This is a genomic window from Halobacteriovorax sp. RT-2-4 (assembly GCF_047085445.1).
GTDB lineage: Bacteria > Bdellovibrionota > Bacteriovoracia > Bacteriovoracales > Bacteriovoracaceae > Halobacteriovorax_A.
Genome location: NZ_JBKIXY010000001.1, coordinates 457,957 through 470,311, shown reverse-complemented (window position 1 = coordinate 470,311; position 12,355 = coordinate 457,957). Strand labels below are relative to the sequence as shown.

At 36.0% G+C, this 12,355-nt stretch carries 13 protein-coding genes; 8 read left to right on the top strand and 5 right to left on the bottom strand.

Translation table 11 applies throughout. The annotated features are described in order from the left end of the window. Positions 1–5 precede the first annotated feature (5 nt). Both ACMAYL_RS02150 and ACMAYL_RS02145 read right to left on the bottom strand, forming a co-directional pair. Entirely contained in the window at positions 6–419 is a 414-nt protein-coding gene (locus tag ACMAYL_RS02150; RefSeq protein ID WP_103217336.1) for a cyclic nucleotide-binding domain-containing protein, read from the bottom strand. 8 nt (positions 420–427) lie between these two features. Then, positions 428–1,573, bottom strand: coding sequence for a hypothetical protein (locus tag ACMAYL_RS02145; protein WP_412462650.1), 1,146 nt, complete (start codon positions 1,571–1,573; stop codon positions 428–430). A 65-nt stretch (positions 1,574–1,638) separates the two neighbouring features. Between ACMAYL_RS02145 and ACMAYL_RS02140 the strand changes: the two genes are divergently transcribed. Both ACMAYL_RS02140 and ACMAYL_RS02135 read left to right on the top strand, forming a co-directional pair. Further along, the gene (locus ACMAYL_RS02140; RefSeq protein WP_103217334.1) at positions 1,639–2,847 is read left to right on the top strand and encodes a peptidase U32 family protein; all 1,209 of its coding nucleotides are present in this window, start codon (positions 1,639–1,641) and stop codon (positions 2,845–2,847) included. Next, the gene (locus tag ACMAYL_RS02135) at positions 2,847–4,034 is read left to right on the top strand and encodes a peptidase U32 family protein (protein WP_412470665.1); all 1,188 of its coding nucleotides are present in this window, start codon (positions 2,847–2,849) and stop codon (positions 4,032–4,034) included. The genes ACMAYL_RS02140 and ACMAYL_RS02135 overlap by 1 nt, the downstream gene beginning before the upstream one ends. On the opposite strand, the gene ACMAYL_RS02130 is transcribed toward ACMAYL_RS02135, so the two are convergent. Then, complete coding sequence (locus tag ACMAYL_RS02130; RefSeq protein WP_412470664.1) at positions 4,031–5,155, bottom strand: THUMP domain-containing protein; 1,125 nt, start codon at positions 5,153–5,155, stop codon at positions 4,031–4,033. The genes ACMAYL_RS02135 and ACMAYL_RS02130 overlap by 4 nt on opposite strands. 54 nt (positions 5,156–5,209) lie before the next feature. Here ACMAYL_RS02130 and ACMAYL_RS02125 point away from each other — a divergent pair, with 54 nt between their 5' ends. The 6 genes from ACMAYL_RS02125 (at position 5,210) to ACMAYL_RS02100 (ending at position 11,345) form a co-directional block, all read left to right on the top strand. Next, the gene (locus ACMAYL_RS02125; RefSeq protein ID WP_392991825.1) at positions 5,210–5,914 is read left to right on the top strand and encodes an SAM-dependent methyltransferase; all 705 of its coding nucleotides are present in this window, start codon (positions 5,210–5,212) and stop codon (positions 5,912–5,914) included. 104 nt (positions 5,915–6,018) lie between these two features. Further along, positions 6,019–7,056, top strand: a complete 1,038-nt coding sequence (locus ACMAYL_RS02120) for an isopentenyl-diphosphate delta-isomerase (protein WP_392991827.1) — start codon at positions 6,019–6,021, stop codon at positions 7,054–7,056. After that, positions 7,053–8,333: a hydroxymethylglutaryl-CoA reductase, degradative gene (locus ACMAYL_RS02115; RefSeq protein ID WP_103217329.1), complete on the top strand. Its 1,281-nt coding sequence runs from the start codon at positions 7,053–7,055 to the stop codon at positions 8,331–8,333. Before ACMAYL_RS02120 ends, ACMAYL_RS02115 begins: the two co-directional genes overlap by 4 nt. Positions 8,334–8,336: 3 nt before the next feature. Further along, a complete protein-coding gene (locus tag ACMAYL_RS02110; protein WP_103217328.1) occupies positions 8,337–9,368 on the top strand; it encodes a GYDIA family GHMP kinase in 1,032 nt (343 codons plus the stop codon). Next, positions 9,358–10,443: a diphosphomevalonate decarboxylase gene (mvaD, locus tag ACMAYL_RS02105; RefSeq protein ID WP_158246823.1), complete on the top strand. Its 1,086-nt coding sequence runs from the start codon at positions 9,358–9,360 to the stop codon at positions 10,441–10,443. Before ACMAYL_RS02110 ends, mvaD begins: the two co-directional genes overlap by 11 nt. After that, the gene (locus ACMAYL_RS02100) at positions 10,443–11,345 is read left to right on the top strand and encodes a mevalonate kinase (protein ID WP_233189699.1); all 903 of its coding nucleotides are present in this window, start codon (positions 10,443–10,445) and stop codon (positions 11,343–11,345) included. Before mvaD ends, ACMAYL_RS02100 begins: the two co-directional genes overlap by 1 nt. Before the next feature lie 33 nt (positions 11,346–11,378). Here ACMAYL_RS02100 and ACMAYL_RS02095 read toward each other — a convergent pair whose 3' ends face one another. Both ACMAYL_RS02095 and ACMAYL_RS02090 read right to left on the bottom strand, forming a co-directional pair. Next, the gene (locus tag ACMAYL_RS02095) at positions 11,379–11,768 is read right to left on the bottom strand and encodes a hypothetical protein (RefSeq protein ID WP_103217326.1); all 390 of its coding nucleotides are present in this window, start codon (positions 11,766–11,768) and stop codon (positions 11,379–11,381) included. Between the two features lie 47 nt (positions 11,769–11,815). After that, positions 11,816–12,202 (bottom strand): hypothetical protein, encoded by a 387-nt coding sequence (locus tag ACMAYL_RS02090; protein ID WP_412462647.1) that lies wholly within the window; start codon positions 12,200–12,202, stop codon positions 11,816–11,818. Positions 12,203–12,355: the final 153 nt, after the last annotated feature.

The window sequence follows — 12,355 nt, the reverse complement described above, 5'->3', positions numbered from 1 at the left end:
TGAATTTATTTTATGAGAGTTAGAATCTCTCTTTGTTCTTCAATACTAAGTGGTTTAATCGTGTCAGCTTTTTTTCTTTTGATTCCACTTTTAGCAATAACTTTATCGAGATGATGAATACGATCAACCACATTCTTTGTCATCTTAAATAGCCAATCAGGTAGTTGTTCTTTGATCGTTTCACTATCGATTTCCATAAGGGTTACCTTTGACTTTGCCATGACATAAGCTGCGCGGTGAGTGCCTGCAAAAAAGGCCATCTCTCCAATCATCTCCCCTGGGCCAACTAGTGCAACTGGACTTACCTTATTGCCATCAACAACAAAGACAAGTAATTCTCCTTCCTCCACTAGATAGATTGTGTCCGAAGAGTCTCCTTGTTTAATGATGATAGTATTTTCATTATGAACAATTCTCATATGGCCTCTTATTTTAATTGAGTAATCTGCTTGAGCTTAATGACTAATTCACTTACAAGCTTAGGGTAATAGATAGATTGTGGGGCTTTATTAGAAATAAATAAAGGGTTTCTTGTATAATTTTGCTTAAGAACTTCGTTAAAATCTACGATGTCGACATTTTGATGGGCCGCTATCTTTTCTAACTGTTTTATAAAAAGAGGATGTGATGACTTTACTTCACATGCAAAGGCAACCTTTTGTAATGCCTGATCATATGCCTTTGTAATTTCACCTTGCTTCTCAAAAAATTCTTGTTTCAGTTGATGAAACTTTGTGTTGGCCAAAATATTCTTATCAAGTGATTGTACAAGGACATGGGCCTCTTTTGTTTTTGACTCTGACAGTAATGTCTCAAGCTTACTTAGGGCATCTTCAAATAGAACACTTGTTGTATCCTGACAAATTTTTAAATCGTTAATTTCCATATTAATTGGAGGGATTATTGTCAGGATGTTGATTCCCTGTGATTTTAAGTTTCTGAAGAATTTTTCCAGGCGAATATCATAGAGTAGTAGCTCTTTTTCTAGAATACTTCTAAATCTCTCAGGTGAAAGGTTCTCGAAATCAATTTGTTCAATCTCTGAGGTTAACTGCTTAAGATTTTCGTTTAAAAATATTAATCTTGAAAGATTAGGGTGTAATTTTATTAAACTTTGGATGTACAGATTTCTAAATAATTTAAAATTCTGATTATTTACTTTTATGGCATCTTTTTTAGTCGGATAAATATCTTCTTGTAATTCAGAATATCCAGAAGCAAGAATGAGAATTTTTGGAACTTTTTTTAAAGCAGCAACTCGCTCAATCGTGCGATAAAGTGATTCACCTTTAGTGGAAATATTATAAATTGATAACGGACGAGCAAGCTTCTTTGAAAGCTGAGTCGTAATATCGTTAATAAATGGACCTATTGAGACACCCATCTCGTCGCCAACAATAAGTACATCTGCATTTGATGCAACTTCATCTGGGCCAAAGACTCCAGGGGCCATGACATAAGGTGCTGGCGTTTCACGCAGAGGTGCTTCGTGATAATGGTAACTTAGAAGTCCCAAAATTGTGATAATGAACGCACAGGCCAAATAAAATATGATGTTAAATATTTTTTTCATAAAAACTAATCAAGATTTCCCTATGACTTTATTATATACGTAATTTCTGGTACATAGAAGACCTTATGAAAGATGCAAAAAACACCAGATGGGTACCCGAGCTTTTAGCTCCAGCAGGTAGCCTAGAAAAATTGAAAGTGGCCATTAGTTACGGTGCAAATGCCGTTTATCTTGGTGGTCAAAAATATGGACTTCGCCAAGCGGCCGATAACTTCACTATTGATGAGATACGTGAAGGGGTTGAGTTTGCTCACGAGCGTGGCGCTCTTGTCTACGTCGTCTTAAACTCATTCTTCCATGATAAGGATTTTGACGGCCTACTTGATTTTATCAAAGAGCTCGATGATGTTGGCGTTGATGCGGTAATCGTTTCTGATCCTGGCGTTATTAATTATATCGCGGAAAATACTAATCTCGAGGTTCACTTATCAACACAAGCAAGCTGTTTAAACGTTGAAAGTGCAAAGCTTTGGAAAAAACTTGGCGTAACTAGGATTGTTCTTGGCCGTGAAGTTTCAATTGCGGATGCCAAGAAGATCAAAGAAGAAGCCGGTGTTGAAATCGAGATGTTCGTGCACGGTTCAATGTGTATGGCCTATTCCGGAAATTGTGTAATTTCAAATTATACGCAAGGACGTGACTCTAATCGTGGTGGTTGTGCTCACAGTTGTCGCTTTGAATACAAGATCGAAGACGGTAAAAAAGAGCTTAATAGTTATTTCATGAGTTCTAAAGATCTTGAAGGTATTAGACTTTTACAAGACTTTATTGATGCAGGAATCGATTCGCTAAAGGTAGAAGGACGTATGAAGTCTCCTATGTATGCTGGAACGATTTCTATGGTTTATTCAGGGGCCCTTGCTTATTACAAAGAGCATGGAAACTTCTTAAGTGATGATCTTTTAAAATGGGAAGAGGAACTTACGAAAGTTACTCACCGTGCTTATACGCAAGCTTCTTTAGTTGATGAAGCTGATGAAACATCAATATATAACGATCGTGAACACGAGGACAAAACATACAGGGCAATTGGTAAAGTTGCTCAAGTTGTCGATAACGAATTTATCGTCGTTGATGTTAGAAGTGCATTTGAACTAGGAGAGTCTCTTGAGATTATGCCTTTTTCTAATGCTCATGTTGATGTAAGAGTTGATCATATTTCAAATCTTGCGGGGGAGAATTTTGAACGTACACGTCCTGGTGCACTTTTTAAAATCCCTTATGTTGCAGGTGTTGAGGTAAACAACCTTGTACGTGCAAAGGTTGTTAGCTAATGAAGACAACAACATACCTAAATAATTTAAATGATCTTCCTAATATTATCGCTAATAAGGCAACAATTAGTGAAGTTATTCTAGCGACTCGTCTGTTTTCTCAAGTTGGGAAACTAACAATTGAAGAGATGTCCCAGGCCATCGATTCTTTAAAGTCTGAAGGAATCTCTTATTGTCTTGAGTGGGATATTCTAATGACTGAATCTCGCTTTAGCATGTATAAAGAACAATTTAGAAAATATGCTGATCTTGAATTTAAAAGTATTCGCTTAAGAGATCCTGGAGCAATCAATTTTTGTCTAAATGAATATCCAGAACTTGATATTGATCTTCTTCTCGATACGGGGGGGCATCATAACCTACATTCAATCAAGGTTTGGAAGAAACTAATTGGTGAGCGTTTAAGAAAGATTGTTTTATCAATTGAGTTATCAAGTGGTGTGGTTAAAGAGTTTTGCTCAGAAATTAAATCTTGGGGCGTAGAAACTGAGCTTCTTGTATTTGGTCGCATTTTACTTTTCTATACACCTCGTAATCTTGTCTCTCCTTTGTATTCAGATGAGAAACTAGAAGACGACTATATTGAAGTGAGTGGCTCTAGTGAAGAATCTCCGCATAAAGGTTTTCCAATTGTTGAAAATCAACATGGAACATTTATGTTTAATACGAAGGATCAATTTCTATTAGAATATATTGATGAACTGAAAGAGTGTGGAGTTAATGATTTAAGAGTAGATACGCGCCATCTTGAAAATAATAATCTTCTTTCTGATGTTATCTCTTTAGTAAATGACTTCGATAAGCATAAAGCAAAAGAAATTAAAGAACAATTTGGCAACTCTACTACTCGTGGTTTCTTTCACGTAAATAAGTCTGATGTACTTTTTAAGAAGCTAAAAAATAAGCGCACTCAACGTCAAGACGAAGGCTTTTTAGGTGAAGTCGTTGATGTTGTGAAAAAGTCTCATATGGCCATTCTTATTAAGGGAATGCGTGGGCAGGATCGCGCCCTAAGTGTAGGAGATGAGCTTCGTTTAACAACGCCTGATGGAAAAGTTAAAACAACTAGAATTCATAAAATTACACATACTAATGGAACAGAAACAGAGTTTGCTAAGACTGGAGACTTAATTCTTGTTGCGCACGTTAGTGGTGTAAGTGTTAAGACAATGGCCTATAAAAATTAAATAAAGCTAGCTCTTACAAATTGAATCCAGATTCCGCCATTGTTGATCCTTTGTGATCTTAGAATCTTAAATTTTTTATCAATGATAAATGTCTCTGGGATAACAGCATAGGCGCTTTTGGCGCCAATTTGTTGTGCTTTTGAGAAAAAGTCATTCACAAAGTCGTGGATATTTTTTTGTGTTTTAATTCTTTTTCCGTACGGAAGATTACAAGCAATAATGATATTGTCATGATTAAGTTCTTTCATCTTAAAGAAATCGCCATGAGTAACCTCTAGATTATATTGCTCTAGATTCTTTTTGATCGCCTTGATATTGTCTTGGTTTATATCATTTGCAAAGGCCTTCCTGGCAATTTCAATAGGTGCCATCTCTATCTTCTTTGCTGGAAGTTTTCTAAAGATTGGAAAGTTCTCAAAATTATAAGCTCTCTTATTATTAAGCTCGTCTTGTAAGAGGTATTCACTGACAATTGTGCCAGAGCCGGCCATTGGATCAAGCAGGGGATAGTCACTGTCTTCATTTTCGTTGATAAAACGGATTAAAGCGGCCCCAAGAGATTCTCTCATCGGTGCTTTGGCACTTAGGATTTTATGTCCTCTCTTATCTAATCTTTCACCTGAACAATCGATTGATAATTGGCACATATCTTCTTCAAAGCGTAAAAAGATTATCGGTGGATGACTCCATTCTAATTGTGAGTACTTCGCTTTAAAAGGCTGGGCCTTTTGATAGTCACTTATTGCATCTTTTGTGGCCTTAATGATTTTGCGATCATCAAATAAACGCGAGTTATGAGAGCTAACTTTAAAGTCAATCTCAGTTGTCGGTATATAATCATTCCAATTTATTTTAGTAAGTTTCTTATAAAGTTTAGGAAGATCTCTTGCTTTAAATTCTTCAATTCTAAGAAGTGCTCTCGTTGGAATTTTTAAAAATTTAATAATGGTAAGAAGCACGAACAAGTCTCTGGATTTGAGTGTTAATCCATCTTCTAAATCAAGCTCAACTTCACTGAAGAATTCGCTACTTAGTAAGTCTTTTATCTCTTCTTTGGCAAAGACTTCTAGTCCTGGAGTAACAGAGAGAAATAATTCGTAAATTTTTGAAGCTTTTTGCATATTATTTATATACACGATCTTGAGTTTATAACCAATTGATCATATATAAATGATATGGCCAAACAAAGTAAATACGGAACTCTATATTTAATTGCAACTCCTATTGATGAGCAAAACCCGCTAGAGACTACAGCTTTAAATTTATTAAAGTCTGCTATTGAAAAGCGTGAGCAAAGTCTTTTTCTAATCGAGGACTTAAAGCCTTGTCGTAGACGTTGGATAAGATTTGGACTTGAGCGAGAGATTATTGAAGACTTTATTCTCTTCAATGAGCACACTCAAGTTGAGATAGAAAACGATCTCATCTCAAAGATCCAAAGCGGTAAAGACGCTTATTTAATGAGCGATGGAGGCCTTCCGGCCTTTTGTGACCCAGGTCAAAAACTAGTTAAAAGGTGTCATGAACTTGGTATTCGTGTCACTTGTACGCCTCATAGTAATTCTATTTCACTAGCTGTAGCGCTATCTGGTATTGATTGTGCAAATTTCACCTTTGCTGGTTTCCCTCCTCGAAGACCAGAGGAGCGCAAAGAATTTCTAAAGAAATTAGCAAAAGTCGATATGCCTAAGATACTAATGGATACTCCCTATCGCTTAACAAGACTTCTTGAAGAGTCTGTTGAAGTATTTGGTGAGCGTCTTGGCTTTGTTGGGATGGAACTTAACGGTGAGGAAGAAGAATTAAAATATGGTAAGTTGTCGAAATTACTCAAAGAAGTTTCTGGTTTAAAGAAAGAGTTCATTCTTATCATAAAGTAATTGTTTAGAGGCCAAGCAAATCAGATAGATTTTTCCAAAGCATAAATGGAATGTTGTTGCTTCGAATAAAATCTGCTAAATTGCCTAAATCATTAGGTATGTACATGAAAAAAGACAATTTAGACGCTCAGGCAACAAGTGATCGTAAGCTTGAGCATATCAAATTAACAGATGCTGCACAGACAGCTCACATCTTAGCTGATAAGCGCTTTTACTATGAACCTCTTTTTAGTGGAAATAGAGAAGTGCCCGATCTTAGTCTAGACTTTGCAGGTCATAAGTTAGATCTACCTATTTGGGTTTCTTCTATGACTGGAGGAACGGGCATCGCTGCAAAAATTAATGAAAATTTAGCACGTGCTTGTGGAGAGTTTGGAATTGGTATCGGACTTGGCTCTTGTCGAAAGCTTCTTTCAAAAGACAGTCGTAGTCAGTTCTTCAGTGATTTTGATATTGCAAAACACTGTGGAAATTCTCCTTTCTATGCAAATCTTGGTGTGGCACAACTAGAAGAGTTGATTGATGAAGGTGCACTTAATAAAGCAAGTGATGTGGTCTCATCTCTTGGTGCAAATGGTTTAATTATTCACGTTAATCCTGCACAAGAATGGTTCCAGCCGGAAGGCGATATCATCAAGCGCTCGCCGTTAGAAATTATAAAAATATGTTTAGAAGAGTTTGATTTTCCTATCATTGTTAAAGAAGTTGGACAGGGAATGGGACCAAAATCTTTGGCCGCCCTTATGCAAATGGATCTGGCCGCAATAGAATTTGCTGCCTTTGGTGGAACAAATTTTTCTAAACTTGAATATATTAGAAATTCCAATGACTTATCTATTCATGAACCTCTGTGTCATGTTGGCCATACTGCCCTAGAAATGGTAAAAATGAGCAATCAGATTATCGATCAATTAGGAGAGCAAGTAAGGTGTAAGAACTTTATTATCTCAGGTGGAATTAAGTCATATCTTGATGGTTTCTACCTTTGTAAACTCTCAAAAGGAAATGCCATTTTTGGTATGGCCAGTGAATTTTTAAAGACGGCCATGGTTGACTATGAAAGTGTAAGTCGTCAAGTTACACAAATTAAAGCAGGTCTAGCATTTGCTAATTCATACCTTAGTGTAAGGAGTGAAAATTGAAATTGATTCAAGGTTTTTCAAAACTAACAAAAGAGCAGAAAGTTGATTTTATCTCCAAAAATCTCGAGACAGGTTCAAAGGAACAAATTCTCTCTTTCTGGCATCAGGATCAAAAATTACAAAATACTTTTGATGAATTCTCTGAGAATACCATCTCAAATTTCTACCTACCATATGGTGTGGTTCCAAATTTTGTATTAAATCAAAAAGTTTATAACGTTCCAATGGTTATTGAGGAAAGCTCTGTTGTTGCTGCTCTTTCAAAAGCTGCAAAATTTTGGAGTTCTCGTGGTGGTTTCAAGGCCGAAATTATTGGAAGTGAAAAGATAGGACAAGTGCACTTTGTTTACGAAGGTGAGAAGGCGCAACTTAAAGAGTTCTTTGAAAACGGAAAAATCGATATTTTAAACTCTCTGACTCCATTAACAATTAATATGGATAAGAGAGGTGGTGGAATTCGCTCGATTGAATTAGTTGATCTAACTGATAAAGAAGAGAATTACTACCAAATCAAAATGGCATTTGAAACTTGTGATGCAATGGGGGCAAACTTCATTAATTCTGTTTTAGAAGCTGTTGGTAAATATTTAGAAGAAAAGCTAGGAGAGCATGTACAAGTTATTATGTGTATCCTTTCTAACTATACGCCTAATTGTAAGGCCCGTGCATGGGTAGAGTGTCCAATTGAAGACTTAAATGAAAAGAGTCTTGGAATGGATGCAAAGACTTTTGTACAAAAATTTTCACGTGCAGTTCGCATCGCTCATATCGATCCGCATCGTGCAACAACTCATAACAAAGGTATCTTCAATGGTATTGACGGAGTTGTTATTGCGACAGGAAATGATTTTAGAGCAGTTGAGGCCTGTGGGCACACATATGCTGCAAGAGATGGACAGTATCGCTCATTAACTAATTGTAAGGTTGAAGGGGATAAGTTCTTATTTGAAATTGAAATTCCATTAGCATTGGGAACTGTTGGTGGATTAACAAAGCTACATCCTCTAGCGAAGATGTCTCTTGATATATTAGAGCGTCCAAGTGCAAATGAGCTAATGATGATTACAGCAAGTGTAGGACTTGCTCAAAACTTTGCAGCTCTAAAGAGTTTAGTGACAAGTGGTATTCAAAAAGGACACATGAAAATGCACCTAATGAATATATTGGGACAGCTTGAAGCTAATAATGAAGAGAAAGAAAAGATTGCTGAATACTTTGCGGACAAGGTTGTTTCGTTTAGTGCAGTAAGAGAACAACTAGAGAGTTTAAGAAACTAAATTATGAACACAACACACACAAGCAACACAATTTTAAAGTATTTGGAAGGAGAGCAATTTCTTGAACTTCCAAAGAATGGCCAATTATATTTTGGACATGGAAAACTACTTCTATCTGGAGAGTATTTTGTTTTAGATGGTGCTCAAGCACTTGGTCTACCAACAACTGTTGGACAATCTCTTCGCGTACAATATTCGGCTTCTTTTGACCCAAAGTTATATTGGAAGTCATATGATCCGGCCGGAAAATTATGGTTTGAAGTTATCTTTGAGTTTTGGCACTTCAATATCTTAAATGAAAACCCAACGAAAGAGATGATGGTTCTACAGCAAATGCTTAGACAGGCCAGAAGACAGAATAAGCACTTTCTAAGAGATGGTGTTGATGTTCATGTTGTAACACAACTTGGATTCCCTCTAGAATGGGGACTTGGGTCTTCATCGACATTAATTCATAATATCGCTGATTGGGCTATGGTTTCACCATTTGAGTTAGCATTTAATACTTTAGGTGGATCAGGTTATGACATTGCTTGTGCGCAAAGTGATGATCCAATTATCTATCAAAAAAGTGGTGATGGGCCAAAGTGGTCACCTGTAGAATTTAATCCATCATTTAAAAATAATTTATACTTTATTTATCTAGGTCATAAGAAAAATTCTCGTGACGCTATTGAATATTATAATCAATTACGTCCGCATTCACCGGAAGTAATTAATACAATTAGTGAACTTTCAAATCAGATTGCTGCGGCAAAGACACAAGAAGAGTTTAATTTCTTAATTCGTGCTCACGAAGAAATCATTGGAAAGCAGTTAAAGCTTAAACCTATTAAGCAAGAGGCGTTTAGTGACTTTGATGGAGAAATCAAATCACTTGGTGCATGGGGTGGAGATTTCATTCTTGCTTCAACAATGAATAATAGAAAGTACGTTTCAAATTACTTTGAGGAAAAAGGCCTAAAGGTTATCATTCCTTACCGTGATTTAATTGTCGATAATGATCCAAAAGTTGAAGCTAATAATGTCCACTAATTTCAAGTTAACGAATTATAATATAGAAAAATTAAATGAAGGCCGCTCTTTCACAGTAAAGAGCCCTTCAAATATTGCATTAATCAAGTACTGGGGGAAATATGGGGAGCAACTGCCTTCTAATCCTTCACTGAGTGTGACACTTGATAATGCTCACACTTTAACAACTTATAAGATTACTAAATCTAATAAATTTGAATTAGATTTTAAATTTGAATCTCTTAAGAATGAAAAGTTTCAGGCACGTGTTGAGAAATTCTTTAATCGCGCCATCGAATTCTTCCCATTCATTAATGAGTGCAATATTGAAATGGATTCAATGAACTCATTTCCTCATTCTTCAGGGATTGCTTCTTCCGCTGCTTCAATGTCTAACTTTGCAAGTGCACTATGTGAAATCGAGAAGCTTGTTACTGAAGAAGATCACGACGAAGAGTACTATCTAAAGAAAGCTTCATTTATGGCCAGATTAGGATCAGGGAGTGCTTCTCGCTCGCTTTTTCCAAAAATGTCGATTTGGGGAAAATCTGTTCAAGGTAGTTCTCAAGACTATGCAATTGGGCTTGATAGCTTTGATAAGTCTTTTGAAGGTATCTGTGATTCTATTGCTATTGTAAGTGCAAGTGAAAAGGCCGTTAGTTCAACAGCTGGTCACGCTCTTATGAATACTCATCCATTTGCAAAGACGCGTTTTTTAAATGCATGTAATAACTTTAATTCACTTTGCTTTGCTTTAAGTAGTGGTGATTTTAATTCTTTTGCTGAAATTGTTGAGGCCGAGGCGCTAGAACTACATGGCCTGATGATGAATTCAAAACCATCATTTATTCTTATGGAACCGAATACTTTGGCCATTATTGCAAAGATTAGAAACTTCAGAGCACAATCAGGCGCAAAGATATGTTTCACTCTTGATGCTGGTCCAAATGTTCACATTCTTTATTTAAAAGAAGATGAAGCGAAGGTACGTCAATTCATCGAAGAAGAAGTAACTAAGCTGTGTCATAATGAGATTGTTATCCATGATCACATGGGTAATGGTGTTGAGGTTGAGTTTCTAAATCGAGAATCATAATGGAAAATATCGGAAGCTTCAGTGCTAAAATTCTTCTTTTTGGTGAGTATTCAATTATTCGTTCTTCAAAAGCATTAGCAATGCCATATGCTCTTTTTGATGGGAAATTAAATTTTCCAGAAGATCAAAATACAGGAATTGATTCTGAGCTTTCTGCATTTTCTCAATACTTAAAAAAACAAAATGAGAAAGGGAAGCTAAGCTTTAACTTTGATCATCAATCTTTTTCTTTTGATATTTCTAGCGGTATTAGATTTAAGTCGACTATCCCTCAAGGTTATGGTGTTGGGAGCTCTGGTGCTCTTTGTGCAGCCGTTTTCGATCGCTATGCTCGTATATGTGATGAACAAAGAAATGATATCGCATTCTTAAAAGATTGTTTTAAAGAAATGGAGTCGCATTTTCATGGCTCTTCATCTGGAGTTGATCCGCTTATAAGCTATCTAAATGTTCCACTATTAATTGATAGTAAGAAGCAACTAACTGAAGTTGTTCTTAAAAATGATTCCAAAGGGCCAGGGCTTTTCCTTTTAAATACTGGCCGTGCAAGAAGAACTGAGCCATTGGTAAATCTTTTTATGGAAAAGTGTTCATCTAAGGATTTTGCCTATCTTTGTGATCGTGTTTTAACACCTATTTCAGATGAGTGCATTAAGTACTATATTGCTGATGATCGCGAACAACTTTGGAAGAAGTTTAAAGAGCTGTCATCTTTTCAGTTTGAACATTTTAATCCGATGATTCCTGCTCTCTATCGTGATCTTTGGAGCGAGGGGCTTGAGTCAGATGATTTTTATTTAAAGCTTTGTGGCGCCGGAGGGGGAGGATTCCTTCTAGGCTTGGCCCGAGATATCTCTAAGCTTCCTACACAGCTAGCTAATTTTGAATTAAGACCAGTATAATAAAGGCCCACTTAAAATGGGCCTAGTTTTTAATTATTTTAATCCATACATTTTTCTAATATCAGCGAGTTTGTGAGTAGGAGTCGCTTTTCTTTTTTCATTACAAATTTTCATCGTTCTCATTGCATAGACTCCAGAGAATACTGATTGTTTTGTAATATAGTTATATCTAATATCTGAAACTACTTCATTCTTGTCATTTACTTCAAACTCTTGAAATACTTCGACGGCCATTGCTTTTGCACTATATTCAACATCTCCATTTGGCCATGGAAAGGGAGAACATTGTCCTACAGATAATGCATATTCATTTATAGAAACACGACACTTGTAGTTCTCATCATGCTTACCTTTTTCACACCATGTGCTTGCAAGGATATTTGTAGTTGCTAGTATAGATAGTAGTAAAATAATATTCTTCATAATTTTCTCCGTTTACTTTTTTATTTTTTATTTTTTAATTTGATTTGTTACTGTTCAATTCCATAAAGATCTTTAACTTCTACTAGAGTGTAAGTTTCAAGATTATTCATGGCCTTACGACAATCCCAGTATGAGTCCATGGCCTGCACTCCGGCACTGGTTCCACTTGTCGTGCTAAGAACAGTTCTTCTTTCAGTAAGCAGATTATGATTCTCATCTTTTAAATATACTTCCTCCACAAAAGCTACACCTGCAAAGGCATTATATGATTCGATATACATATTATCGTTGTACCAACATTTACCTTTTTTAAGTACATGCTTGGCAATTACATCTCTACATTCATAAATTTTAACGTATTTCGAAATCTGCTTACAGTTTGCAAAAGAGCTCGCTGCTGTAAGTAGTGAAAGTGCAATCATTAACTTTTTCATATTCTCTCCTCATTCAATATTTTTGTTTTCTTGTTCGAGGAAGTTATAACACGAAAAAAGTGTATTACGTGGTTTTGTGTAAATATTTTATGGTGAGCTATATTTTAGAGAGAAATTCACGTGAAATCAGTTATTTGGCCCACCTATTTGAAG